Below are 16467 nucleotides of genomic sequence, written 5' to 3'. Positions count from 1 at the left end.
GTCCGCGCTGTCCGCGCTCTCCCGCGCTCTCCGGCGTTCCCGGCGCTCCTCCGCGCACTCGGCGCGGCTCTGTCGTCTCCGCACACTCCGCACACTCCGCGCGCTCCGCGCCGCCCGCGCTGCCCGCGCTCCCGCGCTGCCCGCGCTCCCGCGCTCTCCGGGCTCTCGGCGCTCCTTCGCGCTCTCGCTAATTCGCTCGCCGCCGCCGCTCCCCCGCCGTACCGTGAGGCCGCCCCGACGACCCGAAGGACGAGCGACCATGCGACCCACCGGCCACGCCGACGAGAAGTTCGGCGCCGTCGCCGACGCGTTCGCGCGGAACTTCGAGGACTTCCCCGAGCTCGGTGCCGCGGTCGCGGTCTACTCCGGCGGGCGCAAGGTCGTCGACCTGTACGCCGGGACCGCCGACCTGACGACCGGTCGGGCCTGGACGAGCGAGACCGTCGTGCCGGTCTTCTCCTGCGCCAAAGCGCTGGTCAGCATCTCGATCCACCTGCTCGCGCAGGAGGGCCGGCTCGACCTCGACGCTCCGGTTGCGACGTACTGGCCGGAGTTCGGCAAGGAAACGATCACCAGTCGGATGGTTCTCGGGCATCGCGCCGGGCTGCCGGTGCTCGATCGCACACTGACCTTCGACGAGATCGCCGCCTGGACGCCGGTCGTGCGGGCGATCGAGGAGCAGGAACCGCTCTGGGCGCCCGGTACGACGTACGAGTACCACGGGCACGTCTTCGGCTTCCTGCTCGGCGAGGTGATCCGGCGGATCACCGGGCTCACTCCCGGGCGGTACTTCCGGCAGGCGATCGGCGACCCGCTCGGCCTGCGCGCCTGGATCGGCGTACCGCCCGACGAGCCCGTCGCCCGCCTCACCGAGGCCGAGGGGCGCCCACCGATGCCCGGCCCCGAGCACCTGCTCACCCGCATCGTCACGATGAACGGCGCTCTGGTCTTCCCGGGCCTCGACGAGCCGCACGGCTGGAACGACCCCGACCTGCTGACGATCGAGCTCCCCGGCGCCGGAGCAGTCGCGTCAGCCGACAGCCTCGCCGCCCTCTTCGCCGCGACGATCACCGGCCTCAGCCCGGCCAGGTCGGGCGTGAGCCCAGCCGGGACAGGCGTGAATCCGGCCGGCGCGATCCCGGGCGGGGCAGGCGTGAATCCGGCCGGCGCGATCCCGGGCGGGGCGGGTGCAAGCCCGGCCGACACGATCCCGGGCGCGGCAGGTGCAAGCCCGGCCGACACGATCCCGGCCGCGGCAGGCGTGAGGCCGGCCGGCGTGATCCCGGCCGCGGCGGACGTGAGCCCAGCCAGCGTGATCCCGGGCCGGAGCACCTCCGGCCCACTCCTCTCCCCCGCGACCATCACCGATGCGCTGACCGAGCAGTCCTCCGGTCCGAGCTACCTCGGCTTCGATGCCGGCGCCCGCTGGGGCTTCCTGCTCGACTCCGCGTTCCGCCCGATGCTCGGTCCGCGCAGCTTCGGCAACGACGGCGCCGGCGGGCAGTTCGCCTTCGCCGACGACGAGCACGGCCTCGCCTTCGCCTACGTCAGCAACCGCATGATCGGCCACGGCGACGCCAGGGCAGCCAATCTCATCGCAGCCCTGAAGGGCTGCTAGTCGTCCTGCTCGTCCGCCCCCGGGCGCTCGGCCCACGGGGTCTCCTTCGCGGGCCGTACGACGATCAGCTTGTCGCCCGCGGCCAGCACCGAGACGTTCGAGTCGTAGTACCGGTGCACCTTGCCGTCGCGGACGACGGAGACGACGCGGTCGGGCACCGACGACGGCGCCTTGCCGACCTCGCGGCCCAGCACCGGGCGTTCGGCGACCTCGAGGCCTTCGCCGTACGTCAGCAGGTCCTCCATCACCTCGCCGAGGTTCGGGCTGACCGCGGAAAGGCCGAGCAGCCGGCCTACCGCCTCGGACGACGTGACGACCGCATCGGCGCCGCTCTGGCGCAGCAGCGGGACGTTGTCCTCCTCGCGGACCGCGACCACGATGTGGGCCTCGGGGTTGAGCTGCCGGACCGCCAGCGTGACCAGGACGGCGGAGTCGTCGCGGTCGGTGGTGACGATCACCTCGCGGGCCAGCGACACCTCGGCACGCCGCAGTACGGTCCGGTTGGTGGCGTCGCCGTGGAAGGCGGCCATCTGGTCGTTGCCCGCGTCACCGATCGCCTGGGCCCGCGGGTCGATCACGACGATGTCCTCGCGCTTCACCCCGTTGCTGAGCAGGGTCTGCACGGCCGAACGGCCCTTGGTGCCGTAGCCGACGACAACAGTGTGGTCCTTCATGCGCTTCCTCCACCGCGAGTCGCGCATGATGCGACGACCTTCGTTCGCCAGGACTTCCAGGGTCGTGCCGACCAGGACCACCAGGAACGAGATCCGCAACGGGGTGACGATGAACGCGTTCACCAGCCGGGCGGCCGGCGTCACCGGGGTGATGTCGCCGTACCCGGTGGTGGTCAGCGTCACCGTCGCGTAGTAGATGCTGTCGATCAGGTCGACGCGGCCGTCGTAGGTGTCCTTGTAGCCGTCACGGTCGACCACCACGATGAGCACCATCACGGTCAGCAGCCCCACCGCGATCAGCAGCCGGCGGAACAGCTCCAGGACCGGCGAGCGCGTGCTCGCGGGCAGGTTGACCAGTAGACCGTGCGGGTTGCGACCGGTGGGCAGGGATGGCACGCGTCTGACGATAGGGCACCGGCCCCCGATCCACGGAATGCGACAGGCTCTGCGTGGACAGCGCGATGGCCACCATCAGGTTGTCCCCATCCGGTACGACGCGCGTCCGCATCCGCAGCCCCTCCACCGTCCGCAGCATCGCGGCGTTGTCCGGCTGCACCAGACAGACCACCCGGTCGGCCCCGAGCAGTCGCGCCTCACCGATCACCAGCCGGAGCAGCTGCGACCCCAGCCCGCGCCCCTGCCACCCGTCCTCGACCAGTACGCCGATCTCCATCGCCGTACCTTCCAGCTCCTCCCAGGGCGCCGCAGTAGCCATCCCGACGACCGCTCCGTCGACAGTCGCCACCACAGAGACTCCACCGGCCGGAGCCGACAGGTGCCGAGCGGTCCGAGCCGTCAGCCGCGGCATGGGGACGTGGTAGCGCCGTGTGCGGCTCTCGTACGAGCAGCGGTCGTGCATGGCGACCACTGCGTCGGCGTCACCGACAGTGGCGCGCCTCACGACCGGTACGCCGCCGCCACCCGGTCGCGGCGCCTCCTGCACCTCGTCGGCGTACCGGGCGGACAGGCGGCCGGCGATCTCGACCAGCACGTCGGCCCGCGCCCACTCGGCGGGGGTGTACTCGCCGAACCCCTGCAGCGCCTCCAGCTCCTCGTCGACCGCCAGCGGGTCGTCGATCAGCCGCAGTGCCGCCCGCAGGTACCTGGTCGGCCCGTCACTCAGTACGTCGGCCTGGCACGGCTGCACCGTCGTACGGACGCAGCCGGCGTCCAGCGTCAGCGCGACCAGATCGTCGGCGCTCCAGCCGACGCCGGTGGAGACCACCAGTTCGTCGACGGCGCCACTCTCCGCGGTGAAGACCTCCAGGCTGAGGATGTTGATGTCGTCCGCACCACACCGTGCAGCGAGCTCGGCCAGCGCACCGGGCCGGTCGGCGAGTTCGGTCCTGATCTTCCAGAGCATGCGGACGCCCTCCCTCGGTGGATCGTCCTTCCACTCTGGGCGGCAGGTGTGACCGCGCCGGGTCCGGCGTGTTACGCGGGTGTCAAACCTTGCGGCGGCGGGCCTTGGGGAGGCGGTCGGTCAGCTTCGGGCGCTGCTGGGCAGCCAGTACGGCGGCCGGCTCGCGCCGGTCGAGGTCGGCGTGCCGGAGCAGCTCCGGGTACGTCGCCTGCGGCACCGGCGGGTACGTCGTGACGATCGCGTCGCCGCTGAACACGAAGAAGATCGCCGAGCCGTCCTTGATCACCTTCAGCAGCGACCCCTCCCGCACGGTCAGCGCGTGCTCGACGGCCTTGCGGCGCGCTGAGCGCTTGGCCAGCGCGGCCTGGATCGCCTGCTGGGCCGGCTCCCGCCCGTGCTTGACCGCCTCGAACGCCATCGGCCCGTACCGGACGCCGTACTTGACCAGGTTCTTCGCCAGTCGCCCACGCTGAGGAGTCGCCATGTTCCCGACTGTACTAGCGGACCTGCACCACTCACCAAGGATCGCCGCGGCGGTTCGACCCAGCGGGAGCGACGGCCGGAGGCGGCGGAGAACGGAGGTTGGTGAGTGGTGGGCGTACCGGGTCGGCATGCGACTGTCGGCGGTGTCAGGGATCATGACTGCGTGACCGTTCCTACTCCGCGCCGGCCGATCCTGCCCGGCAACCAGCTGTTCGAGTCGCTGCCCGGTGCGGCGGCCGACCCGGCGAAGGTCGCCGAGGTGGCGCACCGGACCGCTGAGCTGCTGGTCCGTGGTGCCCGGTCGAGCGAAGACGAGGAGGTGGTCGCGCGGGTGGTGAAGCTGGCCGACGACTACGGTCTCGACGAGCTGGCCGACCTGTGGTCGGACTCCCCCGCCGACTCGCTGCCGGGGTCGCTGTGGCGGCTCTACCTGCTGCGCTCCTGGGTGTACAAGCAGGCCGACGCGGTCTCCCGCGAGTACGAGACCGGCCGCAAGTACGCCGAGGTGCACGCCGTCGTCGCCGGTGTCGCGGACCCGCCCGGCCCGGACGAGGTGCGCGCGATGGTCGACGCCGTACTGCGTGGTGTCGCGACCGGCGACTTCGCGACCACCCTGGACCGGGCGGCGGCGTTCGCCCGGATCGTCGCCACCGGCCGCGCGCACCTGGCCGACGACGGGCACGACCAGGTCCGGTCGGCGTCCAAGCTGGTCGAGATGGCCGACCAGCTCGCCACCGCGGCGCGCACCGAACGCGCCGGGCAGCTCTGGTAGTTGCGAAAACCGCGCGGTGGTGTTAGCAACCGCTCCCCGGAAACTCCAACAGGACAAGGGGTTTGGGCACCCGCTACACTGATCTACGCGTCGGGCCGTGGTAGCCCCGGGTCCCAAAATTAGCCGCTACGAGCGGCCACGCGCCGTGAGGCGCTTCCCGGTCCGGCGCACAATCTTCCGGCGTCGCAGCCGATCCCCCGCAAGAAACCTTCCGGTGAGCCCACCGGTTTGTAGGTTCTCTCCTGTCACACCCGCCCCAGCGGCCCCAGGCCGCTGCTCCCGACAGGAGACCCGCGATGACCAAGCTCGCAGTCCTCGGCGCCATCGGCGTCCTCGTGCTCGCCCCGGCCCTGACCGCGACCACCGCCTCGGCCGCCACCAGCGCCGACTGCGGCGCCCGCCCCGGCGGCGGCTGGGTCTACACCGCCAAGACCAAGGACTCGTCCCCGGTCCGTACCGGCCCGTACGAGGCCTGCGCCAAGCGCAAGACGTACGCCGCCGGCAAGAGCGTGCAGCTGGCCTGCTGGCTGACCAACAGCTACGGCAACCTCTGGTACAAGGAGAACAGCAGCAACCTCTACATCTACGGCGGCCACTTCGCCGCCTCGGTGAAGAGCCACGTCGAGGAGTGCTGACCGGGAGGCGGCGCGCGAGGTGAACGGCGCCGGGCGGTTACCGATCGGCCCCTGGTTGGTTACCTTCAGGAGGCACCGGGTATCCCGGAGCACTGAACCATCGGCCCCATCGCCCCCGTCGCCGACGAACAGGAACCCCTCATGCGCCGCCTCTCCCGCGCGCTGCTCCCGCTCACTCTCTCCGCCGCCCTGCTCGGGCCGGGTCTGGTCACCGTCGAGGCGTCCGCGTACCGCGGCCGCGAGCTCGACCTGCAGGCCCACCGTGGCGGGCTCGGCCTGACCGTCGAGTCCACGATCGCGTCGTTCACGCGCGGTCTGGAGACCGGCGTGAGCACGCTCGAGCTCGACGTCCAGATCACCGAGGACGGGTACGCCGTCGTCACCCACGACCGCCAGGTCACCGGCGCCAAGTGCAAGGACACCGCGCCGTACACGGCCGGGGACCCCGAGTACCCGTACGTCGGGAAGTACGTCAACACGCTCACCCTGAAGCAGGTCCAGCAGCTCGACTGCGGGTCGCTCCCCCAGCCCGGCTTCCCGGGCCAGACGCCCGACCCGGGCGCCCGGATGCCGCAGCTGCGCGACGTGTTCGCGCTGGTCCGGCGCTTCCACGCCGACGACGTGAAGCTGAACATCGAGACCAAGGTCGAGGCCGGCGCGCCGACCCAGACCGCGCCGCGCGAGCAGTTCGTCCAGGTCGTGGCGAGCGAGATCCGCAAGGCCCGGATCGGCCGCCAGGTCACCATCCAGAGCTTCGACTGGGGCTCGCTGATGCGGATGCGCCAGGTCGCGCCGGAGCTGCCGCTGGTCGCGCTGACCACGCCGGAGATGCTCGCGGTCGGCCAGCCGGGCAAGTCGCCGTGGCTGGGCGGGCTCGACATCGACGACTTCGGCGGCGACCTGATCAAGGCCGTCCGGTCGTTCGGGGCGAGCGCGATCTCTCCGGTGCACGGCTCGCCGCAGGACGGCAAGGTCGGCGACCCGGCGTACAAGCCGTACGTGACCGAGGCGATGGTGAAGTCGGCGCACCGGGCCGGGATCAAGGTCGTGCCGTGGACCGTCGACGACCCGGCCACGATGGAGTCGCTGATCGACAAGGGTGTCGACGGGATCATCTCCGACTACCCCGACCGGCTGCGTCAGGTCGCCCGCGCGAACGGCTTCAAGCTCCCCAAGGCGTACGACGCCCCGGCGATCCGCCCGCTCGCGTCGGCGCACGCGCACAACGACTACGACCACCGCCGCCCGCTGCAGGACGCCCTCGACCGCGGCTTCAACTCGGTCGAGGCCGACGTCTGGCTGATCGACGGCGAGCTGCGGGTCGCCCACGACCTGGACGACGCCGTACCGGGCCGGACGCTGGAGAGCCTGTACCTGAAGCCGCTCGCCGACCGCGTCCGCGCCAACCACGGCCAGGTCTACAAGAGCGGCCGCGACTTCCAGCTGCTGATCGACATCAAGAGCGACGGCCCGACGACGTACGCCGCGATTGACGTCGCGCTGCGCAAGTACCGCGGGATCAGCACCGTCTTCGCCGGCGGGCACACGTTCCGCGGCCCGGTCACCTCGGTGATCAGCGGCAACCGGCCGCTCGACGTACTGAAGGCCCAGAAGATCCGGTACGCCGGCTACGACGGCCGCCTGTCCGACCTCAACTCGAAGATGCCCGCGTCGCTGATGCCGCTGGTCAGCGACAACTGGACGAACAACTTCACCTGGCAGGGCGTCGGCCCGTTCCCGGCCGCCGAGCGCGAGAAGCTCCGCCAGATCGTCACCACCGCGCACCGCTCCGGCTACCGGGTCCGCTTCTGGGCCACCCCGGACACTCGCGGCGCCGCCCGCGACGCGCTCTGGGCCGAGCTGGCGGCCGCCGGTGTCGACCACCTCAACACCGACGACCTGCACGGCCTCGAGGACTTCCTCCGCAGCTAGGGTCTGATCTCCGTGAGGGCGACCACGTCGTCGCCCTCACGGAGAGCCTTCCGCTGCCTCACCGCGCCGTTGCCCTCGCGCAGCAGCCGGTCGATCGTCGTCTCCACTCGCTCGACCTCACCCAGCAGCTCCAGCGCCGGTCGCACGTGGTCGACCAGCAACCGCAGTACGAGCTCGATCGGCAGCACCTCGGCCTTCAGCACGTTCAAGTTGTTCCCGGTCAGCCCGTCCTTCGCCGCCAACCAGTACGCCGCCCGCAGCACCTCAGGTTGCAGCTCGGGCCCCAGGCTGCCGTCAGCCAGCGCGGTCATCACCAGCGCGCGGACCAGCGTCGCGTGCAGCACGGTCTCGTCCACGGTCAGCGGTACGTCGCTGACCCGGATCTCGACGGTCGGCAGGTGCGACGACGGCCGGACGTCCCAGTAGACCATCCGCTCGTCCATGATGCTGCCGGAGTCGACGTAGGTCCGGACGAGTGCGTCGTAGTGCGCGGCCGACTCGAAGTACGGCGGCTGCCCGACGCACGGCCAGCGCGACCACATGATCGACCGCCAGCTGGCGAACCGGGTGTCAGCACCCAGGTAGACCGCCGAGTTGGCGCTCAGCGCAAGCAGCGACGGCAGCCACGGCCGCAGGTGGTTGCTGACCCGTACGGCGGCCTCCCGGTCCGGTACGTCGATGTGCACGTGGCAACCGCACACCGCTTGCTCCTGCGCCAGCAGACCGTACCGCTCCTCCATCTCCTGGTACCGCGGCTTGCGGGTCACCAGGTGCGCCGCCTCTCCGGTCGGCGGGGCAGCGATCGCCAGCAACCGCCCGCCCTTGGCAGCGGCGGCAGCAGCCAGCTCAGCGCGCATAGCGGTCAGCTGCTCGTACAGCTCGTCGGAGGTCTCGCAGACCGGCGAGTTGGTCTCCACCTGTGCCCTGGTCAGCTCCAGCTCGACGTCGACACCCTCCGTCTCGGCCGCCACCTCCTTTCCCTGTGGCAACGGCTGACCGGCCGCGGAAACCAGCAGCAACTCTTCTTCGACGCCCATGGACGGATGCTTCACGCCGAGTCGGTACCCGGCGCCCACCGCGCAGAAACGGCCATCTAGGCTCTCCCGGGTGAGTCTGCAGACCGTCACCGCCACCCGCTACGTGCTGCCGCTGCGCGAGGGCGGATCGCTGCCGGGTGTTGTCGAAGGCAACGATCTCGGGACCTACGTGCTGAAGTTCCACGGCGCCGGCCAGGGCCCGAAGGCGCTGGTCGCCGAGGTGATCGCCGGCGAGTTGTTCCGCCGGCTCGGCCTGCGGATCCCGGAGCTGAAGCTGTGCCACCTCGACCCCGCGATCGGCAAGTCCGAGCCGGACGAGGAGATCCAGGAGCTGCTGGTCCGCAGCGCCGGCCTGAACCTCGCGGTCGACTTCCTGCCCGGCTCGTTCGGCTACGACGGGTCCAGCGGTACGCCGGACGCCGCGACCCGGGCCCGGATCCTCTGGCTGGACGCGTTCATCGCCAACGTGGACCGCTCCTGGCGCAACCCCAACCTGCTCGTCTGGCACAAGGAACTCTGGTTGATCGACCACGGCGCGGCCCTGTACTTCCACCACTCCTGGATGTCGGCGGAGCGGTTCGCCGCGCTGCCGTACGACGCGAACGACCACGTCTTCCGCGACGACGCGGCCGCCGTACCGGCGATCGACGCGGCGCTGGCGGCCGAGATCACCACGGACCTGCTGACCGAGGTGATCGCGCTGGTCCCGGACGAGTGGATCGCCGAGGGCGACCGGGATCGGTACCTCGGGCACCTGACCGCGCGGCTGGCCGACCGGTCCGCTTGGCTGCCGGGCGGTGCGCGATGAGCACTCCCGAGCTGGGCGACCTGGTCCCCTTCGACTACGTGATCCTGCGCGCCGCGCCGCGCATCCACCGCGGCGAGTTCGTCAACGTCGGCGCGGTGCTCTACTGCCGCGGGATGGACTTCCTCGGCGCCGCCTGGGACGTCGACCCGGCCCGGCTGCGCGCGCTGGACCCGGCCGTGGACGTCGACGTGGTGTGCGCGTCGCTGGAGCACATCCGGGCGATCTGCGCGGGCGACCCGGCCGGCGGCCCGGCCGCGCAGACCCGGATCGGCGAGCGGTTCCGCTGGCTCGCGGCTCCGCGCAGTACGGTCGTCCACCCCGGCCCGATCCACAGCGGGCTGACCAGCAGCCCGGCCGCGGACCTGGACCGGTTGGTGGACGCCTTCGTGCGTTAGTCCAGCGCGTTCGAGACGACCTGGCGGGCCTCGACGAAGACCTCTTCCAGGTGCTCGGCGCCCTTGAACGACTCGCCGTAGATCTTGTAGAGGTCCTCGGTCCCCGACGGCCGGGCGGCGAACCACGCCGACTCGGTCGTCACCTTCAGCCCACCGACCGCCGCGCCGTTGCCGGGCGCGCTGGTCAGCCGGTCGAGGATCGGCTCCCCGGCCAGCTCGGTCGCGGTCACCGCGTCGGCCGAGAGCGCGGCGAGCTTGGCCTTCTGCTCGCGGCTGGCCGGCGCGTCCACCCGCGAGTACGCCGAGGCGCCGAACCGGTCGACCAGCTTCGCGTGCGCCTGCGACGGGGTCTCGCCGGTGACCGCGGTGATCTCGCTGGCCAGCAGCGCAAGCAGGATCCCGTCCTTGTCGGTCGTCCACACGCTGCCGTCGAAGCGCAAGAAGCTCGCGCCCGCCGACTCCTCGCCGCCGAACCCGACCGAGCCGTCGATCAGCCCCGGCACGAACCACTTGAACCCGACCGGCACCTCCCACAGCCGCCGGCCCAGGTCCGCGACCACGCGGTCGATCAGCGACGACGAGACCAGTGTCTTGCCGACCGCGACGTCCGGACCCCACTGCCGGTTCGCGAACAGGTACGAGATCGCGGCGGCCAGGTAGTGGTTCGGGTTCATCAGCCCGGCGTCCGGCGTGACGATGCCGTGCCGGTCGGCGTCCGCGTCGTTGCCGGTGGCCAGGTCGTAGCGGTCCTTCTGCGCGACCAGCGAGGCCATCGCGTACGGCGAGGAGCAGTCCATCCGGATCTTCCCGTCGTGGTCGAGCGTCATGAACGACCAGGCCGGGTCGACCCGCGGGTTCACGACGGTCAGGTCGAGCCCGTGCCGCTCGCCGATCGCGGCCCAGTAGTCGACGCTGGCGCCGCCGAGCGGGTCGGCGCCGATCCGCAGCCCGGAGGCGCGGATCGCGTCCAGGTTGATCACCGACGGCAGGTCGTCGACGTAGTGGCCGAGGAAGTCGTAACCGCCGGCCTGGCTCCGGGCCTGCTCGAACGGCGTACGGCGTACTTCGCGGTTGCCGCCCGCGATCAGCTCGTTGGCGCGAGCCGCGATCCAGCCGGTCGCGTCGGAGTCGGCCGGGCCGCCGTGCGGCGGGTTGTACTTGATGCCGCCGTCGCGCGGCGGGTTGTGCGAGGGGGTGATGACGATGCCGTCGGCACCCGCTCCGTCGCCGCGGTTGAGTCGCAGGATCGCGTGCGAGACCGCGGGCGTCGGGGTGAGCCGGTCGGCGCTGTCGACGAGGGTCTGGACGCCGTTGCCGGCCAGCACCTCGAGCACGGTGCGCCAGGCGGGCGTGGACAGGCCGTGGCTGTCCCGGCCGACCAGGAGCGGGCCGCTGGTGCCCTCACCGGTGCGGTACTCGCAGATGGCCTGCGTGATGGCCAGGATGTGGGCCTCGTTGAAGGCGCCGTCCAGGCTCGAGCCGCGGTGGCCCGACGTACCGAAGACGACCTTCTGGGCCGGGTTGCCGACGTCCGGGGTGATCCCGTCGTAGGCCGCGAGCATCGCGTCGACGTCGACGAGGTCCTCGGGCTGGGCGGGCTGACCTGCGCGTGGGTGCATGTGCACATGCAACAAGCCCGCGGCGCGGAGCACAACTCCACCCGCTGGTTGCCCAACTTCCGGTCAGGCGGGGAACGGCGTCAGGAGCTGGTCGACCGGCGCGAAGTCGTCAGTCAGCAGGGGTGCGTCGCCGACGAACGCGCGGACGGCGTCGGCGCCGCTCACCACGTCGGCGCGCTGACCGAGCCGGGTCTTCAGCGCGGCGAGCGGCAGCTCCTGGTCGGACGCGACCAGCACGAAGTTGCCGCCCTGCTCACCCTTCAGCGCCGCGCCGGTCGAGACCACCGCGACGTTCGCGAACTCCGCGGCGACGGTCCGGACCTCCGCCTTGAGGAAGCTCTGCGGCCCGAAGTCGATGATGTTGGCGACGTACAGGCCGCCCGGCCGGAGCACCCGGTGGACGTCGGCGACGATCTCGCGGGTGGTCAGGTGCCACGGCACGGCGACGCCGCCGAACGCGTCCATGATCACCAGGTCGCGGCTGTCGGCCGGCTCGGACCGGACGCCGAGCCGCCCGTCGCGGATCTGCAGGTCGAGCTCCGGCCCGGCCTGCGCGCCGAGCTCGGCCTTGTCCAGCGCGATCACGCCCGGGTCGATCTCGTACACCTTGTTCTGGGTGCCCGGCCGGGTCGCGGTCAGCCAGCGCGGCATCGTCAGGCCACCGCCGCCGACGTGCAGCGCGTCCAGCCGCTGACCGGCCGGGGAGGCGCTGTCGATCACGGCCGCGAAGTTCTTGATGTACTCGAACTGCAGGTACGTCGGGTCCTGCAGGTCGACGTACGAGTGCCGCAGCTGGTCGAGGTACAGGATCCGACCGCTGGCCCGGCTCGGGTCGGTCTCGATCCGAGCGCAGTGGTACGCCGTCTCGACCTCGCACGGCCGCGGCGCGACCAGCGTCAGCCCGGTGCCGATCAGCGCGAGGGCCAGCGGCTTGGCGGCGGCCTGGATCCCGCGCAGGAAGATGGTGAGCACCGCGCCGGTCAGCACCAGCACTCCGCCGAGGCAGAGCACGATCACGCTGGTCGGCACCTTCGCGACGAACAGGAACCCGGTCAGCACCGTCCCGACGATCCCGCCCACGGTCGCGTACGCCGACAGCCGGCCGACCACCGTGCCGGTCTGCGTCAGCGTCGACAGCCGCAGCTTGGTCACCATTGGCGTCACCGCCGCCAGCAACGACGCCGGCACGAACATCGCGACCGCGACCGCGAGGAACACCGCGTTCTCGCCGCCACCGCGGACCGCTTCGCCGGTCCACCGCACGACCGGCAGCACCAGCAGCACGAGCGCGCCGCCGAGCAGGACCATCGGGCCCAGCGTCCGCGTCGGCGACACCGAGTCGGCGAACCGTCCACCGAGCGCCGCGCCGGTCGCGATCGCCGCCAGCGCCACCCCGATGATCGCCGTGTTGGTCTCCAGCGTGAGCCCGAGGTACGGCGCGACCAGCCGCAGCGAGACCAGCTCCAGCACCATCACCGCCGCCGAGCTCCCGAACGACATCCCGATGGCCAGCTTGTCGCCGATCCCGCGCACCCGGGTCTCAGTCTCACTCACCCGGGCCACCCTATCGACCTAGTCCACTTGGGCGGCCAACGTCTTCGGGGCGACCTGGCGATAGGCGTCGCGGACCAGCTCACGCAGGTGCGTCCAGTCCACGGCGTCGACGTCGAGGTAGACGCCGACCCAGCCGCGGTGGCCGACGTACGGCGGCCGGAAGAAGTGCTCGGGATCGGTGGTGAGCAGCTCTTCCTGCATGCCTTCGGGAGCGGCGCACCAGAAGCCGACGCGGTCGTCGTGGTGCTGGTTCGCGAACGTCACGAAGGTCTTCTTCTCCCGGATGAACCAGGTCGGCTCGCCGTGGCTGAGCCGCTCGGTCACCTCGGGCAGCTCCAGGCAGAGGGCCCGGAGGCGTTCCAACCCGTCCATAGTGTGTGCCTTTCAGTGCTGCGGGCCCGGGGCGACGACACCGGCTTCGTACGCGTAGACCACGGCTTGGGCGCGGTCTCTGAGGTCCAGCTTGGTCAGGATGCGGCTCACGTGCGACTTCACGGTCTGCTCGGCGAGCACGAGGTCGGTCGCGATCTCGCGGTTCGAGCGGCCCTTGGCGAGGAGTCGAAGGACGTCGGTCTCGCGCGGGGTCAGCTGGGCGTCCGGCACCGGCAGCACCGGTCGTGCTTTCGCGAAGTCCTCGACCAGCCGCCGTGTGATCGACGGCGCCAGCAAGGCGTCCCCCGCGGCCACCACCCGTACGGCGTTCGCCAACTCGCCCGGCGAGGCGTGCTTGAGGAGGAACCCGCTCGCACCCGCGCGCAGCGCGTCGTACACGTACTCGTCGAGGTCGAAGGTGGTCAGGACGATGACTCTTGTCTCTGTCGTCTTGAGGATCTCGCGGGTTGCCGCGATGCCGTCGAGCACGGGCATCCGCACGTCCATCAGGATCACGTCCGGGCTGGTCCGCTGGGCGACGTCGATCGCCTCAGCGCCGTCACCGGCCTCGCCGACGATCTCCAGATCCTCCTGGGCGCCCAGCAACGCGCTGAAACCGGCGCGGACGATCTCCTGGTCGTCCACCACCATCACCCTGATCACAACGGCATCGCCGCCTCCACCACGAACCCGCCGTCCGGCGTGCCCTCCGCCCTCACAGTCCCATCCACCAGGCTCACCCGCTCCCGCATCCCCAGCAGCCCGTGCCCGGCGCCGCTGCTTACCGCCTTGCTCCCCGCCGCGTTCGACACCGTCACCTGTAGCTCGCCCTGGTTCTCTCGTACGAGGACAGTGATCGCGGCACCAGGCGCGTGCCGTACGGCGTTGCTGATCGCCTCCTGCACCACCCGGTACGCCGTCAGCCCGACTGCTGCGTCCACGCTCACCGCCGTCAGCCGCAGCTCGATCGACGCGCCCGCCTGTCGAGCCCGCTCGACCAGACCTTCCAGATCCTCCAGCCCCGGCTGCGGCTCCAGCTCCCCCGACTCAGCCCGCAGCAACCGCAGCACCCGCCGCATCTCCGTCAGCGACGACCGCGCCTCCTCAGCGATCCCAGCGAACTCCGTCCGCACCTCCTCCGGCAGCTGCTGCAACCGGTGCGGCGCACTGTCCGCCCGTACGACGACCACGGACAAGTGGTGAGCCACCACGTCGTGCAGCTCCCGGGCGATGCGCGCCCGCTCCTGCCAGAGCGCCCGCTCGGCCCGCTCTGCCTCGGTCAGCTCCTCCTGCTCGACCAGCTGCTGCCGTGCCTCGGCCCGCGACCACAGCAGGTCGCCGATCACCACGGCAACCAGCGACAGCACCGCCATGGTCAGCAGCCCGACCCAGGAGCCGCGCTCCGGCGCCAGCAGCATCCCGGCGACGCCTAGGAGTTGGGTGGCGATCCACCAGCCGGCCGCTACCTTCCTCGGCGCACCACGGGCCGCAACGACGGCCAGCACGATCGAGTGCCCGAACACACTCGTCACCGGCCACGGCCACGGCTCGTCGGCGGTCACCGGGGTGGCCACCGCAGCAGTCAGCGCTGAGACGAGCAGCGATGCGGGCACGCTGACTGCTCCGCGATGCCAACCAGGACCACCTGTGGGACCGGCTGTCGACTGCGGCTGGAGCCAGGCCAGCGCGAGAGTCAGCGCGCGTGCGGCACCCAGCGCGAGCGCTGCACCGAGCGGCAGCCGGTAGTGCTGACCCAGATCCATCGCCGTGAGCACCAGCAGCGCCGCCGTACCGGCGCCGGCGACCCACTTCCAGCGCCCCCGCGGCCATCCCGTCATCTGGCGACCCTAGATCTGCTGCAGCCAGGAGACGAACAGCACCACACCGGCTGCGGCGATCGAGATCGTTGCCGGGAGCACCCACCAGCGCATCTCCTCGCCGTACAGGCCTCGGGTCACCGCGAGATGCAGCGCGCCAATCCCGTGCAGCGCGAGAGGAATCAGCACGATCACCGGCACCGCCACCGCGGCATGCACAGCCCACGCGCCGGCGCGCGTCGGCCCGCCCCAGGTCCCCGGACCGATCGGCCCGTGCTCGACGAGGCCGTAGAACGGACCGCGCACGATCGCGATCACCCACATCACGAGCAGGAAGCAGCTGAGCAGCCCGAGCACGACGCCGAGCACGCCGTGTGCAGCGACCAGGACGCGGGAGGGGCGCCAGAGCCCGCGTAGGCCCGCAACGACCAGCGTCACGTCGTACCGAACGCTCTGCGTGATCTTCAACAGCACCGGTGTGGTCGTCAAGGTGTCCGTCATCGTGTTCTCCTCGGTCTCAGGTGGCGAGATCAACGCTAGAAATCCGCGTCGTTCGGCACATCCGGCCAGGGAGCGAAACCGGACCCGGTACCCCGGTACTGGGTGTGATGTGATCCAGGTCACAGTGACCACGGTCCGTGTCGCCGCGTTACACGAACAGTGCCGGTGGTAGCGGCAGTCCCACGCTCACGGCACCCGACAGGAGGTTCGCACCCATGCGCATTCGGAACCTGGCGGTGACCGTCACGCTGATCCCGGTCCTGATGCTCGCCGGTTGCGGCGCCGGCGAATCGGCCGATGTGGCCGCGTCGTCCCCCGGCGCCCAGAAGGCGTCCAAGCACACCGATGTCCCGGCCGGAGCGGCTCAGCCGGAGGCCGCCGCCGGCTCCGACGACCCGGTCGTCGACGCCTACTACGACTACCGCGCCGCGCTCGACACGATGATGAAGAGCGGCGGCAAGGCGACCAAGCAGCTGGTCCCGGTGATGACCCCGCAGCTGTACAAGGCGTACAGCGCGCAGGCGAAGTTCTACCGCGCCCGCAAGCTGCGCAACACCGGCGCGACCAAGGTGGTCTGGGCCAAGCGCACTGTCGCCGCCTCCGGCGTCATCGTCCGCGCCTGCTACGACACCAAGGCCGCCCGCACGGTCGACGCCAAGGGCCGCAGCATGATGCCGGCCAAGTCACCGACCCGCTGGGTCGACGAGATGCGCGTCGAGCAGCACAACGGCCGCTGGGTCGTCGACGGCGGCAGCACGACACCGCAGAAGTGCTGACCCCCTGAACAACCTCCGGGCCTTGCCGGAGGAGAACCAGACTCCGGACCGCCGCCCTCGGGCACACCTCGCGACTCGGAGCCAGCCAACAGCGTGGAGAGCCCAGCTCTC

Annotated in this window: 17 protein-coding genes; 7 read left to right on the top strand and 10 right to left on the bottom strand. The window is 71.2% G+C overall.

Going from position 1 to position 16467, the window contains the following annotated elements:
* The first annotated feature begins 259 nt into the window (after positions 1-259).
* Positions 260-1618, top strand: coding sequence for a serine hydrolase (locus AB0M01_RS11945; RefSeq protein WP_363668333.1), 1359 nt, complete (start codon positions 260-262; stop codon positions 1616-1618).
* Here the strand turns inward: AB0M01_RS11945 and AB0M01_RS11940 are convergent.
* The 3 genes from AB0M01_RS11940 to AB0M01_RS11930 form a co-directional block, all read right to left on the bottom strand.
* Positions 1615-2649, bottom strand: a complete 1035-nt coding sequence (locus tag AB0M01_RS11940) for a potassium channel family protein (protein WP_363669448.1) — start codon at positions 2647-2649, stop codon at positions 1615-1617. The genes AB0M01_RS11945 and AB0M01_RS11940 overlap by 4 nt on opposite strands.
* Positions 2537-3655 carry a GNAT family N-acetyltransferase gene (locus AB0M01_RS11935; protein WP_363668331.1) on the bottom strand — a complete coding sequence of 373 codons (1119 nt, stop codon included), beginning with the start codon at positions 3653-3655 and terminating at the stop codon, positions 2537-2539. The genes AB0M01_RS11940 and AB0M01_RS11935 overlap by 113 nt, the downstream gene beginning before the upstream one ends.
* A gap of 82 nt (positions 3656-3737) precedes the next feature.
* The gene (locus tag AB0M01_RS11930; RefSeq protein WP_363668329.1) at positions 3738-4139 is read right to left on the bottom strand and encodes a hypothetical protein; all 402 of its coding nucleotides are present in this window, start codon (positions 4137-4139) and stop codon (positions 3738-3740) included.
* Between the two features lie 162 nt (positions 4140-4301).
* Here AB0M01_RS11930 and AB0M01_RS11925 point away from each other — a divergent pair, with 162 nt between their 5' ends.
* The 3 genes from AB0M01_RS11925 to AB0M01_RS11915 all read left to right on the top strand — a co-directional run bounded on the left by AB0M01_RS11925 (position 4302) and on the right by AB0M01_RS11915 (position 7477).
* Positions 4302-4910, top strand: a complete 609-nt coding sequence (locus tag AB0M01_RS11925; RefSeq protein WP_363668327.1) for a hypothetical protein — start codon at positions 4302-4304, stop codon at positions 4908-4910.
* A gap of 296 nt (positions 4911-5206) precedes the next feature.
* The gene (locus AB0M01_RS11920) at positions 5207-5545 is read left to right on the top strand and encodes a hypothetical protein (protein WP_363668325.1); all 339 of its coding nucleotides are present in this window, start codon (positions 5207-5209) and stop codon (positions 5543-5545) included.
* A gap of 141 nt (positions 5546-5686) precedes the next feature.
* Complete coding sequence (locus tag AB0M01_RS11915) at positions 5687-7477, top strand: glycerophosphodiester phosphodiesterase family protein (RefSeq protein WP_363668323.1); 1791 nt, start codon at positions 5687-5689, stop codon at positions 7475-7477.
* Here AB0M01_RS11915 and AB0M01_RS11910 read toward each other — a convergent pair.
* Complete coding sequence (locus AB0M01_RS11910) at positions 7474-8514, bottom strand: glutamate--cysteine ligase (protein WP_363668321.1); 1041 nt, start codon at positions 8512-8514, stop codon at positions 7474-7476. The genes AB0M01_RS11915 and AB0M01_RS11910 overlap by 4 nt on opposite strands.
* Before the next feature lie 70 nt (positions 8515-8584).
* Here AB0M01_RS11910 and AB0M01_RS11905 point away from each other — a divergent pair, with 70 nt between their 5' ends.
* Positions 8585-9322: a HipA family kinase gene (locus tag AB0M01_RS11905; protein ID WP_363668319.1), complete on the top strand. Its 738-nt coding sequence runs from the start codon at positions 8585-8587 to the stop codon at positions 9320-9322.
* Positions 9319-9717: a DUF3037 domain-containing protein gene (locus AB0M01_RS11900; RefSeq protein ID WP_363668317.1), complete on the top strand. Its 399-nt coding sequence runs from the start codon at positions 9319-9321 to the stop codon at positions 9715-9717. Before AB0M01_RS11905 ends, AB0M01_RS11900 begins: the two co-directional genes overlap by 4 nt.
* On the opposite strand, the gene pgm is transcribed toward AB0M01_RS11900, so the two are convergent.
* The 6 genes from pgm to AB0M01_RS11870 all read right to left on the bottom strand — a co-directional run bounded on the left by pgm (position 9714) and on the right by AB0M01_RS11870 (position 15580).
* Positions 9714-11336 carry a phosphoglucomutase (alpha-D-glucose-1,6-bisphosphate-dependent) gene (gene pgm, locus AB0M01_RS11895; protein WP_363668315.1) on the bottom strand — a complete coding sequence of 541 codons (1623 nt, stop codon included), beginning with the start codon at positions 11334-11336 and terminating at the stop codon, positions 9714-9716. The genes AB0M01_RS11900 and pgm overlap by 4 nt on opposite strands.
* 63 nt (positions 11337-11399) lie before the next feature.
* Positions 11400-12890, bottom strand: coding sequence for a fused MFS/spermidine synthase (locus AB0M01_RS11890; protein ID WP_363668313.1), 1491 nt, complete (start codon positions 12888-12890; stop codon positions 11400-11402).
* Positions 12891-12908: 18 nt separating this feature from the next.
* The gene (locus AB0M01_RS11885) at positions 12909-13262 is read right to left on the bottom strand and encodes an MmcQ/YjbR family DNA-binding protein (RefSeq protein ID WP_363668311.1); all 354 of its coding nucleotides are present in this window, start codon (positions 13260-13262) and stop codon (positions 12909-12911) included.
* Positions 13263-13274: 12 nt separating this feature from the next.
* Positions 13275-13913 (bottom strand): response regulator transcription factor, encoded by a 639-nt coding sequence (locus AB0M01_RS11880; protein ID WP_363668309.1) that lies wholly within the window; start codon positions 13911-13913, stop codon positions 13275-13277.
* Positions 13914-13921: 8 nt separating this feature from the next.
* Positions 13922-15100: a sensor histidine kinase gene (locus tag AB0M01_RS11875; protein WP_363668307.1), complete on the bottom strand. Its 1179-nt coding sequence runs from the start codon at positions 15098-15100 to the stop codon at positions 13922-13924.
* Positions 15101-15109: 9 nt separating this feature from the next.
* The gene (locus tag AB0M01_RS11870) at positions 15110-15580 is read right to left on the bottom strand and encodes a hypothetical protein (RefSeq protein WP_363668305.1); all 471 of its coding nucleotides are present in this window, start codon (positions 15578-15580) and stop codon (positions 15110-15112) included.
* Positions 15581-15795: 215 nt separating this feature from the next.
* On the opposite strand from AB0M01_RS11870, the gene AB0M01_RS11865 reads away from it, so the two are divergent.
* Entirely contained in the window at positions 15796-16356 is a 561-nt protein-coding gene (locus AB0M01_RS11865; RefSeq protein ID WP_363668303.1) for a hypothetical protein, read from the top strand.
* Positions 16357-16467: the final 111 nt, after the last annotated feature.

Origin of the sequence: Kribbella sp. NPDC051770 (assembly GCF_040681455.1) — a bacterium.
In the GTDB taxonomy this organism is placed as follows: Bacteria; Actinomycetota; Actinomycetes; order Propionibacteriales; family Kribbellaceae; genus Kribbella.
This window is presented reverse-complemented; position numbering and strand designations above follow the sequence as displayed.

Coding starts and splice junctions, on each gene's coding strand:
- AB0M01_RS11930 (WP_363668329.1), bottom strand. CDS start 4,139: ATGGCGACTCCTCAGCGTGGGCGACTGGCGAAGAACCTGGTCAAGTAC.
- AB0M01_RS11910 (WP_363668321.1), bottom strand. CDS start 8,514: ATGGGCGTCGAAGAAGAGTTGCTGCTGGTTTCCGCGGCCGGTCAGCCG.
- AB0M01_RS11900 (WP_363668317.1), top strand. CDS start 9,319: ATGAGCACTCCCGAGCTGGGCGACCTGGTCCCCTTCGACTACGTGATC.
- AB0M01_RS11885 (WP_363668311.1), bottom strand. CDS start 13,262: ATGGACGGGTTGGAACGCCTCCGGGCCCTCTGCCTGGAGCTGCCCGAG.
- AB0M01_RS11915 (WP_363668323.1), top strand. CDS start 5,687: ATGCGCCGCCTCTCCCGCGCGCTGCTCCCGCTCACTCTCTCCGCCGCC.
- pgm (WP_363668315.1), bottom strand. CDS start 11,336: ATGCACCCACGCGCAGGTCAGCCCGCCCAGCCCGAGGACCTCGTCGAC.
- AB0M01_RS11880 (WP_363668309.1), bottom strand. CDS start 13,913: ATGGTGGTGGACGACCAGGAGATCGTCCGCGCCGGTTTCAGCGCGTTG.
- AB0M01_RS11870 (WP_363668305.1), bottom strand. CDS start 15,580: ATGACGGACACCTTGACGACCACACCGGTGCTGTTGAAGATCACGCAG.
- AB0M01_RS11875 (WP_363668307.1), bottom strand. CDS start 15,100: ATGACGGGATGGCCGCGGGGGCGCTGGAAGTGGGTCGCCGGCGCCGGT.
- AB0M01_RS11920 (WP_363668325.1), top strand. CDS start 5,207: ATGACCAAGCTCGCAGTCCTCGGCGCCATCGGCGTCCTCGTGCTCGCC.
- AB0M01_RS11865 (WP_363668303.1), top strand. CDS start 15,796: ATGCGCATTCGGAACCTGGCGGTGACCGTCACGCTGATCCCGGTCCTG.
- AB0M01_RS11935 (WP_363668331.1), bottom strand. CDS start 3,655: ATGCTCTGGAAGATCAGGACCGAACTCGCCGACCGGCCCGGTGCGCTG.
- AB0M01_RS11945 (WP_363668333.1), top strand. CDS start 260: ATGCGACCCACCGGCCACGCCGACGAGAAGTTCGGCGCCGTCGCCGAC.